This is a genomic window from Dyella sp. 2HG41-7 (genome assembly GCF_021390675.1).
Lineage (GTDB): Bacteria > Pseudomonadota > Gammaproteobacteria > Xanthomonadales > Rhodanobacteraceae > Dyella_B.
Genome location: NZ_JAJEJV010000004.1, coordinates 2,075,673 through 2,095,431, shown reverse-complemented (window position 1 = coordinate 2,095,431; position 19,759 = coordinate 2,075,673). Strand labels below are relative to the sequence as shown.

Sequence of the window (19,759 nt, the reverse complement as noted above, 5' to 3'; positions counted from 1 at the left end):
CGGGGTCCTCATTGATAAACGGGGTGGGGAGCGTTCATGTCCGCGGTGCGGATGAAGCCGCGAAGCTGACAGCTCGACAGGAAACTGCCCAAGGCGATGTCGTCCGGGTCGATGCTGTAGCGCCAGTGATCCTTGGCCGTGAGCGCATTGAAGTCGGCCACGTGCGCCTGGCAGGTTTGCGGGCCCACGACACCGAGGGAGGTCTGGGAGAACTTCCGGACGTGGTATTGCACCGGCAGGGTGGTCGAGGCCGCGACGAATTCCTGGGCCACGCAGTTCTGAGTGAAATTCATGAGCGCGTGGTCGTCGTCGGACCAGTCCTTGATCGGCTTCTGGTTGCTCGACAGGTCATTGATGTCGCTGAGATGCGACGCGCAGTTGGCTTGAGTGATGTCGCCGAGGGCCTTGATCGCATCCGCCTTGTGCTGGGCCTCCACCTTCACCTCATGCGCCTCGTATTTGGTCTTGATGTCCATCCCCCACTTGGTGAGTTGCACACTCACCAGACTCAGACCCAGGACGACGGCGAAGCACAGGCCGCTCAGGACCAGCCCAAGGCGGTTGGTCAGGCTGAGGCGGTAGACGTTCGTCATGAGCTTGTCCGCGAGCACGTCGCGCTTGCGGATGTCCTGGGGCAAGGGCTGCACGCGGTCGCCCATGTCGAAATAGAAATCCGCGTCCATGCCCAAGGACTCGGGCGTTCCGACAAAGATCGAACCGAGGCGGTGCAGGACTTTTGAGGTAAGGGAGATCGTTTCCATGGGGCTCTCTTGAGGCGGGGAGAAGAGAGAGCCGGAGCCCTCTCAAATGTTTTTGCAGAAAAAAGCTGCTTGGCAATCCCTGCTCAGTGACTTTTTTTCCAGGCGTTCAACGCCGCGTCTGCGTCCTGCTCGTATTTAGGTTTGGCCGCGGGCTTCGGCGTCGGTTTCACCACGTGGACGTTCTGGGCCCACCGTGCGCGGATCTCCTCCGGCGTCGGACTCTTGACCGGCACCGGCGCGGCTTTCTGTGATCCTTCAACCTCTGGAGTCGGCGCGGAAATGGGCGATGGGGTCACCTGTGCCACGGGGGCAACCGGGGTCACCGGTGCGGGAGCGGGAGTCACGGGTTGCGGCGCGATCGCCACTGCAGGCGTCGGCGCGCTGACGGCCGGTGCAGGCTTCGGCGTCGAAGGCGCCACGACAACGAGAGCCGGTGCCAGCGTGGAAGGTGCCACCGCGATCGGCGCCGGCTTCGGCGCTGGTGCACGGGTGAACCACCACCCTGCTCCCGCCGCGAGTGCCAGCACGGCGATCCCAGCACCCAGGACCTTGGCGGGAATCTTCGGCATCGAGACTTTGGGCAACGTCAGGTTGGCCAGGCGTTCCTTGCCCTGAGCGAAGGTCTCGCGCGCGACCTTGGCCGCTTCATGAGCGCGGGCTTTCGTGTCCGTTGAGAAGAAATCGGTAGAGGCCGTCGCGGGAGCCTGGGTCGGTGGGGCAGCGGTCGTGCTGCCTCCGTTGAACTGCTTCAAAAGTCTGGACATGACTTACTCCTTATCTACAGGGCACTCGTCGGCCGAGGCCAGGGGACGCACGAAGCGCCCCTGCTCCACCACGACGATGCAGGCCGAGAGGACCGGGTGCTGGTGCGCCTCGCTGGCGAGGAACACCGGCAACCAGGCCAGCTCGGCACGCAGGGCGGGGTCAAAGGTGACCATCAGTGCTGCGCCGGGGTCGGGATCGGGCTGATCACCAGGCTGGGCACCTGGGCATCGGTCTGGATCAGCTTGACCGTGCTGTCCACCTTGAACGCCCCGCGAAGCTGCGACGTCATCCACGTGCGCTCGGACAACGTGCCCTTGACCTCAATGGTCGTCTGCTCAGCCGAGCTGTCGGCCACAGTCGCGGCCTTCTCCAGGATGCGCTGCACGGCCGGCGCATGCGTCTGGACGTCCTTGCCCGGCAGCGTGATGGTCAGCTTGTCGAGCGCTTCGGTCTTCGTCGGCTGGCCGTTGTCGTCCTTCGCATCGACGGTCTTGGTGGCGACCGTGGCGGTCACACCCTTGGTGGCTTCGGCTTCGGCGGCCAGGGCACGGGCCTTCTCCAGTTCATGCTTGTGGATCTGCACCGACGCAATGGCACCCGTGGCTGCGCCCACAGCGCAACCGGCCAGCGCGCTCTTCCCGAGGAAATGGCCGATCAGGGCGCCAGCGCCGCAACCGATGACGCCGCCGGAGACGGCCGAGGCGGTGTTGTCGTTCTTGATCCCGACCGCATGCCCCAGCGACTGCGTGGTGCTATCGATCGTCGCGCAACCGCTGGTCACAGCCAGGGCGACGCTGATGGTGAGGGCCAAGGTGGCCCGAGTGATCTTGTGGTTCATGGGTGTTACCTCTTTCGATGTGGGAAGTGGGTGTTGCGGGGCAGACCGTGGGGATCGGTCCGAACGACTCAGGCCGGAAGGGGAACCGGCGCGGTGCGGGTCGCGCGGTGGATCCACACCGTCGTGCTGATCAGCAACCCGGCGATGTCCATCCACCACCAACCGGCGGCCATGAAGACCGTGGCCGGGATTTGGAAGAAATGGACGGAGCTAACAGCGAGGGCCACGACAGCAGCGAAGGCAATGGCGATCCTGGCGATGGCGGGGAGTGAGGGGGTTTTCATAAAGGGCTCCTTGGCGGGTTGAGAGGGATGGCAGCGAAACGGGGTCAGCAGGAACGGGATGCTTCGGTCGCACCGGCGGCGACAGTCGGGGTGACCGTGTGCTGTTCGGCATCCACGTTGTGCAGGACGACCGAGGGACAGCCGGCGGCCAGCCACTCCGCGCCGGACAGCGCCTGGTTGATGGAATGGCCGAACGCTGCGGTGATGGCGTCCACTTCTTCGCCGCTCACCCGGTAGCCGGCGTCCACCAGGCGCGTGATCAGTTCCAGGGCGCCCACGGGGCCCGTCTGCACCGAAGCGCCGATCACTGGGAGCACACGAATGAGCGGCAGCACGCGGATGGCCTGCGGGTCGGCGTTGTCCTTCAGCAGCGCATCGATGTGTCGGGTGGGCAGCGACAGGCGGGCGCCCGTGATGCGCCGGGTGCTTTGCTCGATGCCATCAATCAGCGTGCTCCACACGTGCACCAGCTTCTCGGTGGCGTGCGCGTTGAACGTCGCCCCGATGCGCGGGAAGAGCCAGGCGCGTTGGATGGTGGCGAACAAGCGCACCTCTTCGGCAACAGCCAGTTCACGTTCGGTCGGGAGGTCTTTGTCGGGATCGTGGGCAAACATGGGCAGGCCTCGTAGGGGATCAGCGGGAGCGGCGCGGCATGTCGCTGCCGCCCGTGGAAGTGGTGGAGGTGTCGGAAGGCGCCGGAGCCGGCACGTGCGGGGCGAGGTCGCCGAGCTTGTTCAAGAAACTGGCGAGGAGCTGGCCGAAGCTTTCAACGGTGATGGCGTTGGCCTCGACCATCTGCTCGCGCACACCGGCCCACTCGGCTTGCTGTTCGGCGAGTGCGGCTTTCAGCTCCTCGTTGACGATCTGTCGAATGGCCTTGCGGTGCTCACCCAGGTCGAGGCGGAAGGTCAGACCCGTGCGGATGTGGCCGGTGACCGTGCCGCCCTCTTGACGCACCAATGCATCCAGGGCGGCGAGCTGGCCGGGGGACAAGCGAAGGGAAACGGACGTGGACATGAGGCGGCGGGGCTCGGCGAAAGTGGAGAGGTCGCTCGACCTCTGTAGATCCAACCTTGCAGAAAATCGCCGCTTGGCAAGCCCCCGGGGCGTATCTCGCGCTCGGGCCTGCAAAACAAGGGGTTTTCCGTGCTTTTGGGGGCGCGTGTCAGTCAGCAGGGGGCGCGCAGCGCATGCCGGCGTGCAGTGCGGCTTGGCGCTTGTGGGGATTGGGTTTTCCTGCTTTTGCGTATTACGTTCTGTCACCCCTCCGAAGGAGCGCAGCGTGTGTCCTCAGATGTTCTACATACAACTAAGTGATATGGAACATCGAGGACGTTCTTGGCTTCATGCTTTTCCCGCCACAGCTTTTCAGTGGCGGCATTTTGCTTTTGCTCTGGGGTCGGCTCTTGCTTCGGTTTTGGGGGTTGCCAAGGAGCGGATTTTTGGGAGCTTGAAGGTATCCCTCCCCTTCACTCGGTTCCCTCATGTCCACGCCACTCGTTCGCCCTGATGGTCGTCCACTCTCTCCTTCCGAACGAAAGCGCCGTTGGAAGGAGAAGCACAAGGACGACCGTGGCATTCGCACGTTCCACCTGCCCACGGGTGCCTCAGCCATTCTGGAGCAGGACGCTTCCGCCCTTGATGTGAGCGACTCCACTTATCTGACGGCGGCCATCCTTCTGGCTCAACGTCATCACGGGGAAATGTCGGCACACATCCATGAGGCCCGCATGCGCTATCTGCTGCAGGTGCATCCGCGCTCCAAGGATCGTGGCCCCCGTGGTGTCCGTGCGCCGCTTGAAAAACTTTCTGGGGGTGAGTGATGGCCCACCCGCTCTTCTCCATCACGCGTGAGCAGGCTCAGGACATCATTGACCACCTGCGCTCGTTGCCCAGCATCCGTGAGCTGGCGGCCAACCCACCGCCCCGCCCATGGACCCCTGAGTGGACCGTGCCGGTGAACCCGGAGGCCCTCGCGGCGTTCACGGGCAAGATCGCGCGGATGAAGCCATGGAGCCACGGCGGGCAGGCTTGGAGTCACCGAAAGCTCTTCAAAGAGTGGGGCGGCAAGTGCGCCTATTGCGGCGTCAAGCTCTTGCACCCGGATGAGGCCACCCCCACGGAACGTCGCTTGCGCCCGTGTGCGGATCACCTGCTCCCGCATGCCTCGGGGGGAATGCTCAACGGTGCAACGGTGTTGGCCTGCTACTCCTGCAACACGCTCAAGGGCAGTCTCGATTGGTTGGAATGGGGCAAGGCCCGGTCCCCAAATGTGCGCAAGCGGCTGCTCGCGCTGCGCATGGCCGAGCATCGCCGTGCCTTCAATCACTTCAGCCGCGATCCGGTGAAGGTGAGGACGGATCGAATGATTGGCCGGATGCTGGAAGCCCGATGGCAACACCCTCGCTTTAAGGTCTATGCCTCGATGACGACGGCTGGCACGTTCATCGGCTGGAAGCTGGGCTGGCATGTGCCACAGGCTGCCCTGTTCATCCTCAAGGGATTGAAGGGGGAACCGCTCAATGATGGATCTGGGGTCATCGGCTTCACGTTCGACAAGCCAACGGCCGCCCTCGAAGCCATCTGGTCCCTCATCGACATCAATGCGTGGGTCCTGTCCCTGGAACTCGACGGCTTCCCGCACCTCGCGCCCCAGGGTGCCTCGGACTGGCGGATGTGGTCGCCCAATTTCCGCGACCTCGTGAAACGCGAATTGGCGAAGGATCGCCCCAAGCGCAACAAGCCCAAGTGGAAGCCATACCGGAGGCGCAACCGTGAGTGATCAAGCCTACCGCACGCGCACGCGCCACCTCTACGCGCTCCTCTGGCGATCTGGAAGAGCCTACATTGGGCAATCCGTAGACCTGCGTCGTCGCCAGAGTCAGCACAGCAAGGCTTGGGGCGAACCCTTCAAGATGGTGCACCTCGGGGATTGCCAGGGCACCCTCGCGGATGCAGAGGAACACGAATACGCCTGGCGCTATGTCGGGCAGTCAGCCGGCTGGACCATCGTCGCCCGCGACCGCCAGAACAACACATTCACCGTCAACGCCACTAACCGGATGACACCCGATCGCTACCGGCTCGCCGCCACGTGCAAGTGGCCGCGCGCACACCGGCGCAACGGATGGAGCATCCCTTGGTGGCTGCAATGGGCAGCCTGGCAGGGAGCGGCGCTGGCCAGTGTTGTGCTGATCCTGCGCCACCCCGTTTGATCGCCGGGGTGCTCTTTACCCCTTGAGTTGGGCGGTCACGGCAGCCAACGCGGCGCGCAATGGCTCAACGAAGGCCACGGGCATCCGCACCGTGAACCCCGATCGAAACTCGACGGGCTGGGCGGTGGCGTGCCGATGCAAGGCCGTGAGCAGCCCGTCGTCCCCCACGGTGATTTCGTCCGGTTGGTAGCGGTTGAAGTCGTCGTGCGTGTAGCTGGCTTGGTCGGGGCGGTCATCCCACAAGCGCGCATCGACCCCAATCCAGATTCCCCCGGCCTGCTCGCACACGCCCAGGCGCACCCTCAGGTCATCATCGAGGACACCCCAAAGGGTGCCCTCGTGCCATGAGTAGACGTCGGCCATGAGTCAGTCCTCGTCCACGAACATGATCGTGGACACCGGCTGCGGTGTGTCACCAGGTCCGATCATCATGTAGAGCTGCACGTCCCGCGTGACCGGTTCACCTTCGTCGTAGATCACGGCTTGCACGTGAAAATCGCAACGGTCGGGCTGGGCATCCGGCACCCCTGCCCGCTCCATCTGGATCTTCGTCCGAACAGACAGGAACGCGGCGCGCAACAGGGCTTCTTCCCGGATCCGCTGCATGCCCTCCTTGTTGCTGGCGAACGGCCAGGCGATCAGGGAGGCCCACACGCGCTCGGTGCAAGCGGTGTGGATCTTGAAACCCTGGTGCGGAGCTTCCTTCAGCTCAACGAGCACACCATCGGCCAGCGCCATCTTTCGGGTGTAAGCAAAGATGATCGGAGCCCCTTCAAACGGATTGCCGGCGTTGTCGCTCATGCCTGCTTCTCCTGGCGAACGTGGCGGGTGATGGCGCGCATGGCACCGATCAATGTGCGGACTTGCACCAGGTGGAAACCGCCGTCCGTGTGACCGATGCGCACGCGGATCTCTTCCTTCGAGTGCCGATCGGGGGTGCTGAGCTGGATGTGATGGCCGCGATAGCCGAGTGTGTGGAACATGCTTCCTCTCCTTTGTCATTGCTGGCCCTGTAAGGGCAGCGGGTGCGAACACGCTGCCGATGGCAGCCGCCCCGCCCGGAGAGAGGCGCGGTCAAGAGCAGAAGAGAGGGGGTTGGAGCGGGATGGAGGCCGCATGGCGCGGGAACGAAGTGACACGGGCGGCCGACTGACACGGACCCCCGAGCGTCTCTTGACCGGGGAAGCCGAGCGTGAGGGCTGCTTTTGCCTTTGATCGATTGCTCTTGTGAGCCAGGGGCCCCGCGAGCCCCAGGCGTGGTTGCAGATGGTGTTTTGGACTTTCGGTGCGCGAAGGGTGGGCAGGCGCGTGGGCGATCAGGTGGGGAAGCCGAAGGCTTGTCCACGTGTCGTCCATCCGGCTGTCCACGCGGTGCCCAGCGGGCATCGTGCACCGGCTCGTGACTTCATCTTTCGCGCTGCTGGCCGATACAGGGTGAAACCGGCAGGACGCCGGCAACATGGAGCTCGTCTTGATCAAGAAAATCGTTTTCGGCGCCGCCCTGGCGCTGGCCACCCCTGCCCTGTTTGCCCAGGTCTCGGTGATTCAGTTCATCACCCCGACGCATTACAAGGCCCTGAGCCAGGACGCGCGCGAGAAATACGTGGCGGGCATCCTCGACGCTGAAAGCGTTCTCGTCCCCCAGGGTTTCGCTGCCATCCAGTCGTGCGTGAAGGGGGCGGACGTGGCTGATTTGACCGCCAAGGTCGATCGCTACATGGAAGGTCAGGCGGCCATGGGCAGCGCGATGGCGCTGAACGTGCACAACGCCATCGTGATGTCCTGCAAGCCTCAGCCGTAAATCGCAGCGGTCCGCAATGAAAAGGGCCCCAGGGCCCTTTTTCATTTGCTGTCGATGTTTTTCAAGCGGCGCGCGTGATCCGCTTGATCCAGATGTGCACGGTTTGCCGAGACACGCCCAGACGTTCCGCTATCTCGGCGGCCGGGAGCCCTTGCGCGTGAAGCGTGGCGATGTGGCCGCGCAACGGGGAGCGGTGCCGTGGCGGTCGCTTTTCGCGCGCGAAAGGCGGGAGGCGCATGTGAGCGCGCAGGATGTTCACCGCACGAACCGTCAAGCCCATGCGCGCGGCGACCTCGGGCGCAGAGAGCCCGTGGTAACGGAGCTTGGCCACCTTGCGCATCCGGAACGCGCGGGTCGAAGGGAGGCCAAGGATCTTCGTGTAATGCTCCACGTAATACGTGTTCAGGCCCACAGCTTCCGAGATGGCCTTGTAGTGATCGCCGCGAATCCGGCCCTTCACGATGCCCTTTACCTGGCGTTGCGTGGCGGGGTCGAGCTCCTTGTAGCGCTCCCACCCGATCCGCAACAGGCGGGGATAGAACTTCAAACGCGACCAGTGAAGCGGGTCCAAACTGGGCTTCATGTCAGTCTCCTTCGGGCCAGCCTCCATGCCGGCCCTCGTTTGTGGATGGGTGGGATCAGGCGGCCTTTGGAAACGCGTGACCGGGCAGCTCCTGGATCAGCGCTTGCAGCGTGCGGCCGTAATTCGACTTCGGGCCCTGGTTGCGCGAGTCCACCTTCCAGCTCTCGATGACTTCAGCAGTCGCCTGGCGGGCATGCACATACTCGACACCCACGGGCAGCTTTACGGTGCTCAATTTGACCGGGAAGCCCCACTTGCCGCCGCTACTCGTGCCAGTCTCGACCACGATGTAGCGGGCTTCGGAGGTGATGATTTCAGCGTGGATTTTCATAGTGATTTCCTCGATTGGGTTGTGTGTGCCACCCGTGCGGTGGCTAAGTCGTTGTGTGATTCATAGATCACACCTCATGACTCCAACCTAGGCTCGCCTGAAAATCTGTCAAGCCTTTTCAGGAAAATAATTTCAATCTTTTTGTGCGCCATCGACAACGCATTGCGTGGGTCTTTTCCTACACTCCACCCACGTTCACCATCGATGTTTTTCAAGTGGTGCCCCGGCGAGGCCATGCCGAGCCTTGCGCCCTGCTCTTCCCCACCAGCGCCTTTGCTCTTGGGATCAGCCGCGGAGCGGCCGGACAGGTGACCCGCCCCCATGCGTTCGGTATGTTCGGCACAACACCACAGGGATGGTTGCCATGGATCCGCTTCCCCGCAGCATTTTCGATGTGTTCGCCCTCTCGCTGCCGCGCGGCCTGGGCTTCGGCGAGAACCCTCCGGTCAACGCCTGGGCGGGTGCGGATGGGATCACCGTTGGCGCGCTGACCCGGAATGCAACCTCGCAGCGGCATGGCGTCCTGATCATGCGGCGGCGGGTCGACGACGTCTGGGCCGTGCTTCGTCGGGAGGACGATGCTTTCACCGAAGAGGAGGCCATGGAGATCCTTCGCCAGGCGTGCGACGAAAACGCAGACCGGGTCCCCGTTCCACCTGGCGTGAAAAGGCGCCCTGCACTCCCCGATTTCAGAGGCAAAGAGCCCAGCGGCATCTTCAAGCTTCTGGCTCACCCCTTTCGTGAGCGCGGCGCGTGGATGCTCAATCAGTTGTATCTGGCCCTACCGAACCCCGACGACAACTGGGCCAGCGACTGCCGCACGGAGAATTTCCACACCCGACTGTGGGAAGCACTGTTGCTGGCCAGCTTCCGCGAGCAGGGGCTCCTGGTGACTCAGGACCATCCCTCACCTGATTTTCATGTGTCCAATCGCAAGGGAGGTGAGGCATGGGTCGAGGCCGTGACCGCCAATCCTGCGGTGCGTTACGACCACGCCAAAGCCAAGGAAACCCCGATGCCCACCGAGCGCCGGGAGCTGATGCTGGGCACGGCGGCGGTTCGATTTGCAAAAACGATCAAGAGCAAGATGGAAAAGGGCTACGCGCAGATGCCCCATGTTGCGGGACGGCCCTTTGCGCTCGCGGTCGCCGATTTCCACGCACCGGGTTCGATGGTGTGGAGCCGCTCCGCGTTAATGGGGTATCTCTACGGGATCTACGCCCGCGAAGTGGATGTAGATGGAAAAACGGTGGCGGTGCATGAGGACGTCGAAACGCTGCTGGGAGATCAGCACATTCCCGCTGGGCTCTTCCTCAGACCGGAAGGGGTAGACCTGTCGGCCGTGATCTTCTCTAACGGGGCAACGCTCGCCAAGCTCAGCCGCGTGCCGATGTCCTTCGGGGGTCCCACCGGGGATTTTCGCTATGTGCGGATTGGGGAGTTCGCTGATTTCACCCCAGGGGCCTTGCGGGGCATCCCTTTCAGCATGGACGTGAACACGGATGAATACCGTGCGCTCTGGACTCCCTATCCCTACGAGCCCTGGACGGCCGAGTTGGAGGTTTTCCACAATCCCAACGCCAAACACCCCATCAATCCAGCGCTCTTTCCCGAAGCCGACCACTGGCTTCCGGTCGATGGGGTCATGGATTGCCAGCGTTTCTTCAAACACAGCATCCTCAAGTCGCGCACCCTCATCCAGCCGGCTGACGATCCTATCCCACTGGCAGAGGAGCTGGCGTTTCAGGAAACCCACGACAGCAATGACGGGATGGGTCAGTAGGTCACCCGCACAACCGCCGTTCCCGCGTAGTCCCCCACCGGCACCTCCTGCCCACCCTGCACGTTCCCGGTCACCGGCAGGGACACCACACGCGCTCCCTGCCCGATCGCCGAGCTCGGCGCGCTGAGCGTGTAGGCCAGCGTTGCCCCGCCCGGTCCGGTAAGCGGCCCCTGTTCCAGGGAAACGGTGACGGGGGTGCCGCGTGTGCAACGCAGGTCGATGCTCCCGGCGGTGACGGTGCCGGTTGGGGATGCGGAACCGGTGGAGTGCGGGGTGAGGGTGAGCGGCTGAGTGGAGACGTTGCAACTTGCGACCACCGTGGCTCGGATTTCGAGGGTTGCGGTGACGCTGCCGGCGCTGGCCAGTGTTGGCAACAGATAGATGAGGACGATGAGGAAAAGACGCATGGCGGGGTCTTTGGATTCGTTTGTGGGGCGCCGGAGCGGATCATTGGCGGGTTGGATCCGCCTCCGGCGAGTTACAGCGGGGTCAGGCGACCAGTCGCAAGTGTTTCAACCGGTAAGCCATGGTGGCCGCCACCGACTGGCCCAGGCCTTCATCCAGGTGCGGTTGCCAGAGGGCCACGGCTTCTCGGCACTCCTCAAACGTGTTCAGGGGCAACCCTTCACGCTTGGCCAAGGCGATCACGATTTCCGACCACTCATCCCAGATGCTGTGGGGCGGCTCGATGGGGGTGTGAGGGATGGCCACCACATGTGTCTTGATACGAGCTGCCACACGGGCCATTTGGGCATTGAGCTTGGCTTGGCGTTTTGCCTGCCGGCGGTCGTCCAGGGAGTTGAGCAGAACATTCATTGAATAAAAGTAGGCTGGCATTCCGATCATGACGACGGACAGATAGATGCCCGCTTCTGCATAGATATTCATGGGGTTGCTCCTTGGTTGTGTTTGAGGGATCAGTGGGCGATGAAATCGATGCCCACCGAGGGTGAGGGTTGTGCGGGATCAGTAGCCCAAGACTTCGTTGGCCAGCGTCGCCGCACTCTCGGCATCGCGGGCGCGCAGTCCGCGCAGGATGCTCAGGGCTTGGTCGATGATGACTTTGCGCTCCGGGATCGAGTCCGGCATCGGAAACAGTGGTGCGGTCTTGCTGGTCAGGTGAGCTTTCATGGGCTGGAAATCAGCGGCCAGGGTGCCCATGCCGTCCTGGGCAACCAAAGCCTGAAATTCGTCTATGACATAAGGGGTCCCTTCAACGGGAGTGCGTTGGTCTTTCAGAACGACGATCTTGTTTGTCACGGCGGGTCTCCGATGTGGATTTTTCGATTTACGTGATCGTTAGATCACAGTCTTACTGAAACGCTAGGCCGATCTTCGAGGTCGTCAAGATGACCGCTGTCCCACTTTTTAAACGTCGCTCAACCCCAACCGTCGCCGGATGTCGCCCACGGTGGCTTCCGACAGGCCCACGCGTTCCGCAATCTCTCGCTGGGTGACGTGATGCTGTGAGGCGGCACGGACCTGCTGCTCCCGGATCCGGATGGCCGTGGGCCAGCCGTGGGTGTGCCGGAGGTGGCGCACTCGGTTATCCGTGACACCCAACCGTCGCCCGATTTCGCAATCTCCCAGGCCCTTCATGACCAGCGGGCGCACAACCTTTACGTCGATCGGGGCCCGGTGGGATGGGATGCCCCATTCGTGCCGAAGTTGGCTGATGCGCTGTCGGGTCACCCCTTGGGCGCGAGCAATGGTGACGTCGTGTTCACCAGCCAGGAGGGCGGCGCGCACTTGGGATGGGTTGAGCTTCTGGGTTTTCACTGGGCCTCCTGAGCCACGGGGATTGGATGGGGGTGCGGGTGATCGGTGAGCGCGACGGTCAGAAGCCCCCAGCACATCAGAGCCATCACCAGGATGGGTTTAAGCATGGAATGCGGGTCGATGGGTTGCAGGTGCATGGCGGGGCTCCTTACAGGGGTCGTTCGATCACAGTTATTTTCAAGCTAGGCCGAAGTTCACAATCGTCAAGGGGCCAACCGTCGCACTTTCACCAGGAAGGTGCCGCGGTAGCTCTCGATGACGTCCGTGACCGCGGCGGTCCAGGTCTCCCCTCGTGCAGAGGTCATGGCCACGCGATCATTGGGTTGCACGTCATCGACTCCGTTGATGCAGGCGCCCCAGGTTCCGTCCGGCAGCCGAACCGGATGTCCGGCGATCATTGGACACCCCCGACGTAGACGCCCAGGCCGAAGCTGACGGGCCACTTGTTGAGCTTGTCGATCTGTTCCAGGTCGTATGCGCTGGCGTCGGTCTGGTGCACATGCTCCCGGACGATGCGGTAGCGGTCCGCCTGGTCGCGGGCAGCCATGGCCAACAACACCGGGTTGTCCGGGTAGAGTTCGCCGGCCAGGTCAAAGGCCTCTTTGGACGGCATGCCATTTTCGCGGAGAAACCGCACCTGGCGTTTGCGCAAGGCACCGATCAATCGGGGCGCCAGGTAGTCCACGGGCAAAGCGTTGAGGTCTGGATAGACCGGTGGGTAGGCGCGTTCGCCGTGCTCCCAGGCCGTGAGGGCTTCCAAGTAGGTTTGGGTCTTGTGCATGCCACCCTCCTCAACCCTGGTTGGCGCGCAGGGTGGCCGGGTGATAGGCCATCGGGTCCGTCGGGCAACCCGCCTCGGCACCTTGGGCGATGACTTGCTCACGCGTGCGGTCGAAGCACAGCGGCGCAGGTGCGGGGGCCATGACTAGCGTGTTCACCGGCGGTGGCGTCGGCTGGCCACCGTAAGCCGGCATCTGGCCAAAGACATACCAAGCCCCGGCGCTGAGCATGGCCAGCAGCACGATGACAAGGAAAGTCTCGAAGAGGGAGTGGCCGCCAGGGGCGGTGTCGTAGATGGGGGTGGTGTAGGTCGAGGTGGTCATGGCGGGGTCCTCTTGGTGCTGGGTGTGGGGGGTCTTGCGGGTGGTGCGAGGGGGAAGGCGCCAGGGGGTTCTGGCGCCCTTGTTGCTCAGTTACCCCAGGTCTCGAAAAGCTCGGCGCGCTCGGCAGGGGTGGCTTCAGCAAACAACCCGAATGCCTCGCGCTCCATTTCGCCCCAGTGCGGCATCTCTGCTTCAATCGCATAGATCCCATCCGGATCCTCGACGCGGTCTTGGGCCGAGAAGTCCTGGAAATAGTCGTTGCGCAACAGCTTGCTCATGAAAGAAGCGGCGTCGGAGGCGCTGGAAAAATAGTTGCTCATGGGTATCTCCTCGGTTGGATTAGGCGTGATCGAACGATCACTTCATGATTCCAACGTAGGCCGATTTTCGAGATGCGCAAGACCTACAACTACTGAAATCGACAACGCGTTGCGTGGGTGTTTTCCTACAACCCGGCCCCTTCGTTCTATCGATGTTTTTCAACTGGCGCGCCCCAGGCGAGGCCTTGCCGAGCCATGCGCCCTGCTCTTCCCGTCTGCGCCTTTGCTCTTGGGATCAGCCGCGCAGCGACCTGGTTTTCAATCGCGCACAAAAAAGCCGGGTTGCCCCGGCTCTTTGTTCACGCTTCCTCTTCACCTTCACGCTTGGGCACCACCAGCGTCTTCTTGCGCCGTTTCAAGTCATCCAGCGCCCAGCACGTCAACGCCATCACGGCATGACTGAATGGCAAAGTGTCATCGATGGCCGCTTCGATGCGACGGCGAACGTCGAGGGGAACCGCCACACGGCGCCGGCCTTCATTGCCACACACGGGCATCTTGCCTTCCATCACAATGCGCGTGCCCCGGGTGTCTGCGAGCGTATAAGTGACCAGCGGCCCCGTGCCCTTGTCTGCGTCCCGGGCGACAAACGTGACGCGCTTGCCTTTCAACTGGTCCATCGCGTAATCCGCCAAGGCCATCGGCGCCGTGGACCAGTTGACGTTGTGCGTGACGTCCTTGAGCCGCTTCGCCAGCTCGGGGTGGAAGGCCACCTGGGTGCCTCGGGCATCCGCGCGGATTTCGGCACCCATGAACACGCTGCCGTTGCCAGTGATTTCCTCGAACTTGAAGGTTTGGCCCTGAACACTCTGCCGCGCCTCCTGGTTCGCCTTTCGTGGCTTCCGGCGTCCATTTTCGTCACGATTGATCTTCACAGCTTCGGCCATCCAAGCGGGTTGGGATGGCGACAAGATACCTTCTGACCTCTGGTTCACGATACCCCTCCTGCCTGGACCGGCGCAAAGGTCGGGTTCCCCAGGGCGGCCAACACCTGCTGCACCACCGGCAAATGCTCCTGGCGTGCGGCTTCGGCATGCGGCCCGGACATGTCGTAGATCGTCTGTCCCGCGCCGTAGCTCGTCGGGTAGATCGCCCGATCCCGGACGGCGTGGACGCCTTCGAGCTGCGCCAGCATCTTCCGGGGCTCCGCACGATCGAGGCGCACGCGGCTGGCCACCACGATGGGCGCAGGCTTCCGCTTAGCCAACTGCGCCTGAAGCCTCATCGCCGAAATGACATTGCCTGGATCCAAGGATGTAGGAATCACGATCAAGCCCTCCGGCAACCGGCTGGGCTGCCCCGGCGGATGGTCGAAGATCACCACGTCCGCCTCTACCCTGCGCGGGAGGGCCGGGCACACGGTGAACGCGGGCTGCCGACCATTGGCGTGCGCCAGAGAGGCCCAGCGCAAACTTCCGCCGTCGGCACCGTTCGGGTCGAGGTCCACCACCAGCACGTCGGCGCCCAGGGAGGCAAGGGCACCGGCGAGCGTGAGGGTGGTGAGGGTTTTGGTGGATCCGCCTTTGCGGCCGTGCACATGGATCGTGTGCGTCACAGGTTGCTCCTTCGCTGTAGGGGTGGTTAGGTCACTGTGTTTGCCGTGGTCGTTAGATCACTGCTGCACGCTGGACACTATTCCCTTTCCGCCTGGAGTCAAGCGGCGACCCGGTAGCGATCCTTGCGGTAGATGTTGCGGCCCACGTAAGAGCCCACTTTTCCGTTGTTTGCCGGATTGGCTGTGCCATCCGTTTCCGGCTCAGGCCACCGTTGCGCGGCGGTGAGCTCGGCCATGCGCTGCACCAGGCACCGGGGCACGTCACCGCCTTCGCACCAGGCCGCCGGCATGTGGCAGCTCGAATTCATCCCAGCGCGCTTGGCCAGGGCGCCCATGCCATCGCGGGCGGTGGGATCCGCACCGGCGGCCAGCAGGAGTTCGGTGATCAGCTCGGTCTCGGGCGAGCGGTGGAAGGATCGATAGGTGCGCTTCCCGTGCATCCAACACACGAGATGCAGCGGCGTGAGCTGGCCCAGGGGATGGCGCGCGTTGACGTCGGCGCCTTCGGCCAGGGCGAGGCGGACGCCGGCTGGGTTGGCGTCGGTGATGGCGTCGAAGAGGTGTTCGGTGGCGGGGTTCATGGGGGTTCTCCGGGAGGGGTTAGTTCAGGCCGTAGCGGGCCATCAGGGTCAGCGCGTGGGCGTGAAAGGCGGCCCACCATGCGTCCCGGTCCACGTATTCCAGGGCGCGCTCTTCACGCGTGAGCATGGCGTAGGCTTCGAGGGCCACTTGGCTGGGCATGTTCTGCAGGCCGGCGGGGATCGGGCGGGGGTTGAAGGCGTGATACATGGCGGGCTCCGGTTTCAGGAAATGTCAAAGTCGATGAAGACGGGGGATGAAGGCTTGCGACACGCCCGGTCCAGGAGCACGGGATCGAGGTGCCCGTTCGAGAAAACGCGAACGCCCGTGCCGAAGCGGGAGGTGGGGTCGGTCACGAAAGCATCCGTCACGGGCGCGGCAGCAGAGATGGCCTGCACGTAGTGAATGCAAGCGGCGCCCGCGGGGAGGTAGGCAGTCTGGACGGCGAGGCTTTGAGTGTTTCCCATTCTCTTCAGGCCTACAAAATTCACTTGCCCCCATGCGTAGGACTTGCTCACGGGGTGATCGATGTCGGTGAAATTGCCCTTGGGATGGGACGCGCGAACCTGCTGGATCAACGCCAGGGTGTCGCTGGCTTGATTGGAAACGCCCTCCCTGCTCGGGGTCGCACACACGGACAGGGAAACCAAGGTGAGAGCTAAGGCGGTGATGGAAGTGCGGATGGACATGTCGGGGTTCCTTATGGGTTGTTGTTCGTGATCGTTAGATCACACCTAGATTTACGCTAAGCCGATTTTCGTGATGCGCAAGGGCATATCGATCGGGCTTTGGGGTTAGGCCACGGCGGCGTGCGAGTGCCAGCCAATGGTGGCCAATTCTTCTTCCCAGGCGGCCACCTCTTCCTGCTTGCACATCTGCTTGTAGAGCAGCTCACCCATCGGGCACCCCGTGCGGCGCACGTGCTCATCGGTGAACCGGCTGGTGAAGGTCAGGCGCAAGGCGAGGTGGCGGCCCTGGATCGTGCGGCACTCCCACACTTGGGCACCGGTGCTGGTGGTGCGCACCTGGGCGAAATGGAGGGCGGCGGCGGGGTTGCGGTCCGAGCCCATGGGGAGCTCGTGACCGTCGGCGGTGGTGATGTAAGTGCGGTCCATGATTCAGCCCTCCAAGGCCAGTTTTGCGATCGCATTTAGACACCGCGGGCAGGTCACTTGGTCGATCGGCCGCGGCGTGGAAGACCACCCGGCACTTCGCGCGCCCGGCTTCGCGCCACACAATGCTTTGGCGTCAGATTGGGTGGTGGTCAAGATCGTGCCGCGAGGAACCGCATGCAGCACTGACCCTTGACCTCGCTCTTGACCACTGGTGCATCGGCCCGATTTGGCCGCAGCACAGTAGTTTTCCAGGTTGTTGATCGAGGTGTTCATGGCGGGTTCTCCCTCAGATGTGACCGTAGGAGCAGCCGTTACGCAGCACGGTCATGAGGCGCTTGCGGTTGCCGGTCTCGATTGCACACAGGGTCCGATCCTCGCCGGACCACAGCACATGGCGGACGATTTCGTGCTTGACGCCGCCGTTCTTGGGCAGGACAAAAACCACGTCGCCTGGCTGAATGTCGGTGGCGGCCTGGTTGATCCAGACGCCCCAGCTTCCATCTTTGAGTTTGGTGTAGGTGCCTTGCATGGTCATTCTCCTGGCGGGGTTCGGCGTGATCGTTCGATCACTTCATGATTCCAACGTAGGCCGATTTTCGAGACCCGCAAGACCTACAACCCGCTGACTTTCAAGACACGTGACGTCATCCTTTTCCTACGTGTGAGGTGTGACGACGTCGATCCTTTTCAGGGTGTGAGGGCACGACAAGCGAGGCGTTGCCGAGCCCTGCCCATCCCTGCTCTTCCCATCCTGGCGTTTGCTCTGGGTCTCTCGGGTGTTCAGTGCTTCGTGGCCTGGCCAGCTTCCGCCTCCGTGGCTTCATTGATGCGGGCCACCAGGGTGTCAAAGGTCGCCTCCACCTGCTTCGGATCCGCCCCGCGCAAGAGGGTGGCAAAAACACTCACTTCGTGGAGGACGCGGAACATCACGTCGTCATGGTCCAGGTCCTGCATCTCGGACATCGAGTAGCCGATGCCCTGGTTCTTGCTGTCGGCCTTCGTCTTCAACTCGAACACGGGCATGGGCCCACCGGGGAGCAAGGGCCATTCGTGCTGAGCAAAGCGCCAGGCACGTTGGGTCAGGTCGGCAAGGTATTCAAAGGTGATCGTGGACATGGCGGGGCTCCTGGAAGTGGTGGGTGGGGTGTCGCCACCCCTTACGGTCATTGTGGTTCAAAACTCAAACGATCCCTCAGCCGTGTCCTCGTCCTCCTCGTTGGATTCCACGGTGATTTCGACACGGGTCCCGTCTTCGTTGCCGCGATGCCCCTGCGAGAGGTATTCAAAGACGGCATCCAGCATCGCGTCGGCGTCTTCGATATCGTCCAGGTCGGCGATGCCTTCCCAGCGGCACACTTCACGCTCGTCCACTTCCTCACCGTCGATTTCGATCGTGAAACGGGCCTCGTCTTCCACCACGAACTCGTCCGGGATCATGGAAGTGTCCTGGGTGTAAGTCCGGTTGGCCTGGCCGCCGAAGTCTGCCGGGTTGTTCTCGTCTTCAATCCAATACCAGCGGTCCTCACCGTTCGACGAATCGCACACGCGATATTCAATGTTGTTGAGACGGCCGAGGTATTCCCAATCGCCATCGGCATCCGACGGTTCATCGGGATGGACGTAAATGTCCTGATTGAACTCGCTGTCGTCATCCAAGTCGGTCACTGACACATCAAAACCGATGGTCTTGGTTTGCACTTCGTCAAGCTGCTCCTCTGAGTTTTCCAGGAGCCAGTCTGTCACCTGATCCCAGGCCTCATAAGCGCTGTTCGCTTCGGACAGGTCAACATCGTTGAACTCGTATCCGTCAACATAGACTTCAAAGCGGGAATCGGTAGACATGGTCATTCTCCTGGCGGGGTTAGGCGTGATCGTTCGATCACGGTATAAGTTCAACGTAGGCCGATTTTCGAGTTGCGCAAGACCTAAAACCGCTGACATCGACCACACTTTGCGTGCGAGTTTTCCTACATCCCACCCATGGATGCTCTGGTGGCAACTGGCCGCTCCGATGCCAGCACGGATTGGCCTGAAAAGACGTAGTCCTCCCACCCCCATTTCATCGCGCGTCGGTGGCGCTGGGTGTTCAAGTAGTAGGGGACGCCGCGGATCGTCCACAGGTGCCACCGTTGACGGCGCTTCGTGGTGTTCATCCTCACCGCCGCCCTGCTGCACGCAGGATGAGTTCGCGCCGCCAACGGACTGGGCTCCAAGCGAGCTCCTTGCGCTGGATGATCACTTCACCCCACCCTGGGCCACCGTTTTGCTCATAACGAAAAGCACGCTCACCGTAGACCGGGATCTCATGGTCACTGATGCGAACCTCCCCCACGCCTGGCAGCACCAGGTAGCGGCTGTCCGCCTGGCCCGAACTCCGTGAGGTATGCCGACGCTCAAACCCCCACTTCCGTGCCAGTCGCGTCACAGCCTCCAAGGTGGCGGCGATGGCCTCATCCAGGGCCCAATCCTGATCGAAGGTGGCCTTGGCCACGGCCGCCCGCCGATCTGAGCGCCAGTGTGCGGCGATGGGCAGGGCCAGATAGGCATCGGTGTCGGCTTGGCGCCGCCGCTCTTCACGCAAACGTTGGGCTTTCGTCTGGCGATAGGAGGCGGCCAGCAACAACGGATCCAAGGTTCGGTGCGCCCACCGGGCCGTTTTCAGCGCATGGATGCGTTTAACGGATGCGCGTGCATCTTGATCATGGAGCAGCCCACGATCGGTCAACGCTTCGGTTAAATCTCGGCGTGTCAGGGCACCGCTATTGATAGCTGAGATGTCGGTGGCAATTTCTGCGGCAAGTCGGTCACTGATCATGCTTCTTCTCCATCGGCTGGATTTCATGTGATCTTTCGATCACGTCTTGAGTCCAACTTAGGCCGATCTTCGAGATGCGCAAGAGTGCCCGGTGAAGGCATCGACACCCGTTTGGCGTGGTCGTTTTCCTAC

At 62.7% G+C, this 19,759-nt stretch carries 37 protein-coding genes; 5 read left to right on the top strand and 32 right to left on the bottom strand.

The features are described 5' to 3' along the window. Positions 1 to 8 precede the first annotated feature (8 nt). The 7 genes from L0U79_RS10725 to L0U79_RS10695 all read right to left on the bottom strand — a co-directional run bounded on the left by L0U79_RS10725 (position 9) and on the right by L0U79_RS10695 (position 3,665). Positions 9 to 761 carry a hypothetical protein gene (locus L0U79_RS10725; protein ID WP_233842270.1) on the bottom strand — a complete coding sequence of 251 codons (753 nt, stop codon included), beginning with the start codon at positions 759 to 761 and terminating at the stop codon, positions 9 to 11. Between the two features lie 83 nt (positions 762 to 844). Further along, on the bottom strand, positions 845 to 1,525 hold the full coding sequence (locus L0U79_RS10720; RefSeq protein ID WP_233842269.1) for a hypothetical protein: 681 nt from the start codon (positions 1,523 to 1,525) through the stop codon (positions 845 to 847). Positions 1,526 to 1,528: 3 nt separating this feature from the next. Next, on the bottom strand, positions 1,529 to 1,699 hold the full coding sequence (locus L0U79_RS10715) for a hypothetical protein (protein WP_233842268.1): 171 nt from the start codon (positions 1,697 to 1,699) through the stop codon (positions 1,529 to 1,531). Further along, entirely contained in the window at positions 1,699 to 2,364 is a 666-nt protein-coding gene (locus L0U79_RS10710; RefSeq protein WP_233842267.1) for a glycine zipper domain-containing protein, read from the bottom strand. The genes L0U79_RS10715 and L0U79_RS10710 overlap by 1 nt, the downstream gene beginning before the upstream one ends. A 68-nt stretch (positions 2,365 to 2,432) precedes the next feature. Beyond that, positions 2,433 to 2,648, bottom strand: a complete 216-nt coding sequence (locus L0U79_RS10705; protein WP_233842266.1) for a hypothetical protein — start codon at positions 2,646 to 2,648, stop codon at positions 2,433 to 2,435. A 44-nt stretch (positions 2,649 to 2,692) separates the two neighbouring features. Beyond that, complete coding sequence (locus L0U79_RS10700; protein ID WP_233842265.1) at positions 2,693 to 3,262, bottom strand: hypothetical protein; 570 nt, start codon at positions 3,260 to 3,262, stop codon at positions 2,693 to 2,695. Between the two features lie 19 nt (positions 3,263 to 3,281). Beyond that, the gene (locus tag L0U79_RS10695) at positions 3,282 to 3,665 is read right to left on the bottom strand and encodes a hypothetical protein (protein WP_233842264.1); all 384 of its coding nucleotides are present in this window, start codon (positions 3,663 to 3,665) and stop codon (positions 3,282 to 3,284) included. A gap of 467 nt (positions 3,666 to 4,132) precedes the next feature. Between L0U79_RS10695 and L0U79_RS10690 the strand changes: the two genes are divergently transcribed. From L0U79_RS10690 to L0U79_RS10680, 3 genes are read left to right on the top strand one after another with little or no spacing between them, the layout of a single operon-like run. Beyond that, positions 4,133 to 4,471 (top strand): hypothetical protein, encoded by a 339-nt coding sequence (locus L0U79_RS10690; protein ID WP_233842263.1) that lies wholly within the window; start codon positions 4,133 to 4,135, stop codon positions 4,469 to 4,471. Next, complete coding sequence (locus L0U79_RS10685; RefSeq protein WP_233842262.1) at positions 4,471 to 5,430, top strand: hypothetical protein; 960 nt, start codon at positions 4,471 to 4,473, stop codon at positions 5,428 to 5,430. The genes L0U79_RS10690 and L0U79_RS10685 overlap by 1 nt, the downstream gene beginning before the upstream one ends. Continuing rightward, positions 5,423 to 5,863 carry a hypothetical protein gene (locus tag L0U79_RS10680; RefSeq protein WP_233842261.1) on the top strand — a complete coding sequence of 147 codons (441 nt, stop codon included), beginning with the start codon at positions 5,423 to 5,425 and terminating at the stop codon, positions 5,861 to 5,863. Before L0U79_RS10685 ends, L0U79_RS10680 begins: the two co-directional genes overlap by 8 nt. Positions 5,864 to 5,878: 15 nt before the next feature. On the opposite strand, the gene L0U79_RS10675 is transcribed toward L0U79_RS10680, so the two are convergent. From L0U79_RS10675 to L0U79_RS10665, 3 genes are read right to left on the bottom strand one after another with little or no spacing between them, the layout of a single operon-like run. Beyond that, positions 5,879 to 6,226 carry a hypothetical protein gene (locus L0U79_RS10675; protein WP_233842260.1) on the bottom strand — a complete coding sequence of 116 codons (348 nt, stop codon included), beginning with the start codon at positions 6,224 to 6,226 and terminating at the stop codon, positions 5,879 to 5,881. A 3-nt stretch (positions 6,227 to 6,229) separates the two neighbouring features. Further along, positions 6,230 to 6,664, bottom strand: a complete 435-nt coding sequence (locus tag L0U79_RS10670; RefSeq protein WP_233842259.1) for a DUF6573 family protein — start codon at positions 6,662 to 6,664, stop codon at positions 6,230 to 6,232. Further along, positions 6,661 to 6,846: a hypothetical protein gene (locus L0U79_RS10665; protein WP_233842258.1), complete on the bottom strand. Its 186-nt coding sequence runs from the start codon at positions 6,844 to 6,846 to the stop codon at positions 6,661 to 6,663. Before L0U79_RS10665 ends, L0U79_RS10670 begins: the two co-directional genes overlap by 4 nt. Positions 6,847 to 7,334: 488 nt before the next feature. Between L0U79_RS10665 and L0U79_RS10660 the strand changes: the two genes are divergently transcribed. After that, on the top strand, positions 7,335 to 7,664 hold the full coding sequence (locus tag L0U79_RS10660; RefSeq protein WP_233842257.1) for a hypothetical protein: 330 nt from the start codon (positions 7,335 to 7,337) through the stop codon (positions 7,662 to 7,664). 61 nt (positions 7,665 to 7,725) lie between these two features. On the opposite strand, the gene L0U79_RS10655 is transcribed toward L0U79_RS10660, so the two are convergent. Beyond that, positions 7,726 to 8,247, bottom strand: coding sequence for a helix-turn-helix domain-containing protein (locus L0U79_RS10655; protein WP_233842256.1), 522 nt, complete (start codon positions 8,245 to 8,247; stop codon positions 7,726 to 7,728). A 55-nt stretch (positions 8,248 to 8,302) separates the two neighbouring features. Continuing rightward, positions 8,303 to 8,578 carry a hypothetical protein gene (locus L0U79_RS10650; RefSeq protein WP_233842255.1) on the bottom strand — a complete coding sequence of 92 codons (276 nt, stop codon included), beginning with the start codon at positions 8,576 to 8,578 and terminating at the stop codon, positions 8,303 to 8,305. Positions 8,579 to 8,942: 364 nt separating this feature from the next. On the opposite strand from L0U79_RS10650, the gene L0U79_RS10645 reads away from it, so the two are divergent. Further along, positions 8,943 to 10,361, top strand: coding sequence for a hypothetical protein (locus tag L0U79_RS10645; protein WP_233842254.1), 1,419 nt, complete (start codon positions 8,943 to 8,945; stop codon positions 10,359 to 10,361). On the opposite strand, the gene L0U79_RS10640 is transcribed toward L0U79_RS10645, so the two are convergent. The 20 genes from L0U79_RS10640 to L0U79_RS10545 form a co-directional block, all read right to left on the bottom strand. After that, positions 10,355 to 10,768 (bottom strand): spore coat protein U domain-containing protein, encoded by a 414-nt coding sequence (locus L0U79_RS10640; RefSeq protein ID WP_233842253.1) that lies wholly within the window; start codon positions 10,766 to 10,768, stop codon positions 10,355 to 10,357. The genes L0U79_RS10645 and L0U79_RS10640 overlap by 7 nt on opposite strands. An 82-nt stretch (positions 10,769 to 10,850) precedes the next feature. Beyond that, positions 10,851 to 11,249, bottom strand: a complete 399-nt coding sequence (locus tag L0U79_RS10635) for a hypothetical protein (RefSeq protein ID WP_233842252.1) — start codon at positions 11,247 to 11,249, stop codon at positions 10,851 to 10,853. 78 nt (positions 11,250 to 11,327) lie between these two features. After that, complete coding sequence (locus L0U79_RS10630) at positions 11,328 to 11,621, bottom strand: hypothetical protein (RefSeq protein ID WP_233842251.1); 294 nt, start codon at positions 11,619 to 11,621, stop codon at positions 11,328 to 11,330. A 108-nt stretch (positions 11,622 to 11,729) separates the two neighbouring features. Beyond that, the gene (locus tag L0U79_RS10625) at positions 11,730 to 12,140 is read right to left on the bottom strand and encodes a hypothetical protein (protein WP_233842250.1); all 411 of its coding nucleotides are present in this window, start codon (positions 12,138 to 12,140) and stop codon (positions 11,730 to 11,732) included. Further along, a complete protein-coding gene (locus L0U79_RS10620) occupies positions 12,137 to 12,277 on the bottom strand; it encodes a hypothetical protein (RefSeq protein WP_233842249.1) in 141 nt (46 codons plus the stop codon). The genes L0U79_RS10625 and L0U79_RS10620 overlap by 4 nt, the downstream gene beginning before the upstream one ends. Before the next feature lie 66 nt (positions 12,278 to 12,343). Next, a complete protein-coding gene (locus L0U79_RS10615; protein ID WP_233842248.1) occupies positions 12,344 to 12,538 on the bottom strand; it encodes a hypothetical protein in 195 nt (64 codons plus the stop codon). Continuing rightward, positions 12,535 to 12,921 carry a hypothetical protein gene (locus L0U79_RS10610; RefSeq protein WP_233842247.1) on the bottom strand — a complete coding sequence of 129 codons (387 nt, stop codon included), beginning with the start codon at positions 12,919 to 12,921 and terminating at the stop codon, positions 12,535 to 12,537. The genes L0U79_RS10615 and L0U79_RS10610 overlap by 4 nt, the downstream gene beginning before the upstream one ends. 10 nt (positions 12,922 to 12,931) lie before the next feature. After that, positions 12,932 to 13,243: a hypothetical protein gene (locus L0U79_RS10605; RefSeq protein WP_233842246.1), complete on the bottom strand. Its 312-nt coding sequence runs from the start codon at positions 13,241 to 13,243 to the stop codon at positions 12,932 to 12,934. Between the two features lie 86 nt (positions 13,244 to 13,329). Further along, on the bottom strand, positions 13,330 to 13,563 hold the full coding sequence (locus tag L0U79_RS10600; protein WP_233842245.1) for a hypothetical protein: 234 nt from the start codon (positions 13,561 to 13,563) through the stop codon (positions 13,330 to 13,332). Positions 13,564 to 13,862: 299 nt separating this feature from the next. Next, on the bottom strand, positions 13,863 to 14,438 hold the full coding sequence (locus tag L0U79_RS10595) for a hypothetical protein (RefSeq protein WP_233842244.1): 576 nt from the start codon (positions 14,436 to 14,438) through the stop codon (positions 13,863 to 13,865). Between the two features lie 56 nt (positions 14,439 to 14,494). After that, positions 14,495 to 15,118 carry an AAA family ATPase gene (locus L0U79_RS10590; RefSeq protein WP_233842243.1) on the bottom strand — a complete coding sequence of 208 codons (624 nt, stop codon included), beginning with the start codon at positions 15,116 to 15,118 and terminating at the stop codon, positions 14,495 to 14,497. A 98-nt stretch (positions 15,119 to 15,216) separates the two neighbouring features. Beyond that, positions 15,217 to 15,699: a hypothetical protein gene (locus L0U79_RS10585; RefSeq protein ID WP_233842242.1), complete on the bottom strand. Its 483-nt coding sequence runs from the start codon at positions 15,697 to 15,699 to the stop codon at positions 15,217 to 15,219. A 19-nt stretch (positions 15,700 to 15,718) separates the two neighbouring features. After that, on the bottom strand, positions 15,719 to 15,907 hold the full coding sequence (locus L0U79_RS10580; RefSeq protein WP_233842241.1) for a hypothetical protein: 189 nt from the start codon (positions 15,905 to 15,907) through the stop codon (positions 15,719 to 15,721). Between the two features lie 14 nt (positions 15,908 to 15,921). Beyond that, positions 15,922 to 16,386 carry a hypothetical protein gene (locus L0U79_RS10575; protein WP_233842240.1) on the bottom strand — a complete coding sequence of 155 codons (465 nt, stop codon included), beginning with the start codon at positions 16,384 to 16,386 and terminating at the stop codon, positions 15,922 to 15,924. A gap of 105 nt (positions 16,387 to 16,491) precedes the next feature. Further along, on the bottom strand, positions 16,492 to 16,812 hold the full coding sequence (locus L0U79_RS10570; RefSeq protein ID WP_233842239.1) for a hypothetical protein: 321 nt from the start codon (positions 16,810 to 16,812) through the stop codon (positions 16,492 to 16,494). 3 nt (positions 16,813 to 16,815) lie between these two features. Continuing rightward, the gene (locus L0U79_RS10565; protein ID WP_233842238.1) at positions 16,816 to 17,085 is read right to left on the bottom strand and encodes a hypothetical protein; all 270 of its coding nucleotides are present in this window, start codon (positions 17,083 to 17,085) and stop codon (positions 16,816 to 16,818) included. Between the two features lie 13 nt (positions 17,086 to 17,098). Further along, a complete protein-coding gene (locus tag L0U79_RS10560; protein WP_233842237.1) occupies positions 17,099 to 17,341 on the bottom strand; it encodes a hypothetical protein in 243 nt (80 codons plus the stop codon). 251 nt (positions 17,342 to 17,592) lie between these two features. After that, the gene (locus tag L0U79_RS10555; protein ID WP_233842236.1) at positions 17,593 to 17,928 is read right to left on the bottom strand and encodes a hypothetical protein; all 336 of its coding nucleotides are present in this window, start codon (positions 17,926 to 17,928) and stop codon (positions 17,593 to 17,595) included. A gap of 57 nt (positions 17,929 to 17,985) precedes the next feature. Further along, positions 17,986 to 18,654, bottom strand: a complete 669-nt coding sequence (locus tag L0U79_RS10550) for a hypothetical protein (RefSeq protein WP_233842235.1) — start codon at positions 18,652 to 18,654, stop codon at positions 17,986 to 17,988. Positions 18,655 to 18,967: 313 nt separating this feature from the next. After that, positions 18,968 to 19,627, bottom strand: coding sequence for a hypothetical protein (locus L0U79_RS10545; RefSeq protein WP_233842234.1), 660 nt, complete (start codon positions 19,625 to 19,627; stop codon positions 18,968 to 18,970). Positions 19,628 to 19,759: the final 132 nt, after the last annotated feature.

Coding starts and splice junctions, on each gene's coding strand:
- L0U79_RS10720 (WP_233842269.1), bottom strand. CDS start 1,525: ATGTCCAGACTTTTGAAGCAGTTCAACGGAGGCAGCACGACCGCTGCC.
- L0U79_RS10570 (WP_233842239.1), bottom strand. CDS start 16,812: ATGGACCGCACTTACATCACCACCGCCGACGGTCACGAGCTCCCCATG.
- L0U79_RS10650 (WP_233842255.1), bottom strand. CDS start 8,578: ATGAAAATCCACGCTGAAATCATCACCTCCGAAGCCCGCTACATCGTG.
- L0U79_RS10545 (WP_233842234.1), bottom strand. CDS start 19,627: ATGATCAGTGACCGACTTGCCGCAGAAATTGCCACCGACATCTCAGCT.
- L0U79_RS10675 (WP_233842260.1), bottom strand. CDS start 6,226: ATGGCCGACGTCTACTCATGGCACGAGGGCACCCTTTGGGGTGTCCTC.
- L0U79_RS10580 (WP_233842241.1), bottom strand. CDS start 15,907: ATGTATCACGCCTTCAACCCCCGCCCGATCCCCGCCGGCCTGCAGAAC.
- L0U79_RS10665 (WP_233842258.1), bottom strand. CDS start 6,846: ATGTTCCACACACTCGGCTATCGCGGCCATCACATCCAGCTCAGCACC.
- L0U79_RS10655 (WP_233842256.1), bottom strand. CDS start 8,247: ATGAAGCCCAGTTTGGACCCGCTTCACTGGTCGCGTTTGAAGTTCTAT.
- L0U79_RS10695 (WP_233842264.1), bottom strand. CDS start 3,665: ATGTCCACGTCCGTTTCCCTTCGCTTGTCCCCCGGCCAGCTCGCCGCC.
- L0U79_RS10640 (WP_233842253.1), bottom strand. CDS start 10,768: ATGCGTCTTTTCCTCATCGTCCTCATCTATCTGTTGCCAACACTGGCC.
- L0U79_RS10550 (WP_233842235.1), bottom strand. CDS start 18,654: ATGTCTACCGATTCCCGCTTTGAAGTCTATGTTGACGGATACGAGTTC.
- L0U79_RS10585 (WP_233842242.1), bottom strand. CDS start 15,699: ATGAACCCCGCCACCGAACACCTCTTCGACGCCATCACCGACGCCAAC.
- L0U79_RS10715 (WP_233842268.1), bottom strand. CDS start 1,699: ATGGTCACCTTTGACCCCGCCCTGCGTGCCGAGCTGGCCTGGTTGCCG.
- L0U79_RS10635 (WP_233842252.1), bottom strand. CDS start 11,249: ATGAATATCTATGCAGAAGCGGGCATCTATCTGTCCGTCGTCATGATC.
- L0U79_RS10575 (WP_233842240.1), bottom strand. CDS start 16,386: ATGTCCATCCGCACTTCCATCACCGCCTTAGCTCTCACCTTGGTTTCC.
- L0U79_RS10600 (WP_233842245.1), bottom strand. CDS start 13,563: ATGAGCAACTATTTTTCCAGCGCCTCCGACGCCGCTTCTTTCATGAGC.
- L0U79_RS10700 (WP_233842265.1), bottom strand. CDS start 3,262: ATGTTTGCCCACGATCCCGACAAAGACCTCCCGACCGAACGTGAACTG.
- L0U79_RS10725 (WP_233842270.1), bottom strand. CDS start 761: ATGGAAACGATCTCCCTTACCTCAAAAGTCCTGCACCGCCTCGGTTCG.
- L0U79_RS10645 (WP_233842254.1), top strand. CDS start 8,943: ATGGATCCGCTTCCCCGCAGCATTTTCGATGTGTTCGCCCTCTCGCTG.
- L0U79_RS10710 (WP_233842267.1), bottom strand. CDS start 2,364: ATGAACCACAAGATCACTCGGGCCACCTTGGCCCTCACCATCAGCGTC.
- L0U79_RS10555 (WP_233842236.1), bottom strand. CDS start 17,928: ATGTCCACGATCACCTTTGAATACCTTGCCGACCTGACCCAACGTGCC.
- L0U79_RS10605 (WP_233842246.1), bottom strand. CDS start 13,243: ATGACCACCTCGACCTACACCACCCCCATCTACGACACCGCCCCTGGC.
- L0U79_RS10560 (WP_233842237.1), bottom strand. CDS start 17,341: ATGCAAGGCACCTACACCAAACTCAAAGATGGAAGCTGGGGCGTCTGG.
- L0U79_RS10615 (WP_233842248.1), bottom strand. CDS start 12,538: ATGATCGCCGGACATCCGGTTCGGCTGCCGGACGGAACCTGGGGCGCC.
- L0U79_RS10565 (WP_233842238.1), bottom strand. CDS start 17,085: ATGAACACCTCGATCAACAACCTGGAAAACTACTGTGCTGCGGCCAAA.
- L0U79_RS10685 (WP_233842262.1), top strand. CDS start 4,471: ATGGCCCACCCGCTCTTCTCCATCACGCGTGAGCAGGCTCAGGACATC.
- L0U79_RS10705 (WP_233842266.1), bottom strand. CDS start 2,648: ATGAAAACCCCCTCACTCCCCGCCATCGCCAGGATCGCCATTGCCTTC.
- L0U79_RS10670 (WP_233842259.1), bottom strand. CDS start 6,664: ATGAGCGACAACGCCGGCAATCCGTTTGAAGGGGCTCCGATCATCTTT.
- L0U79_RS10690 (WP_233842263.1), top strand. CDS start 4,133: ATGTCCACGCCACTCGTTCGCCCTGATGGTCGTCCACTCTCTCCTTCC.
- L0U79_RS10610 (WP_233842247.1), bottom strand. CDS start 12,921: ATGCACAAGACCCAAACCTACTTGGAAGCCCTCACGGCCTGGGAGCAC.
- L0U79_RS10620 (WP_233842249.1), bottom strand. CDS start 12,277: ATGCACCTGCAACCCATCGACCCGCATTCCATGCTTAAACCCATCCTG.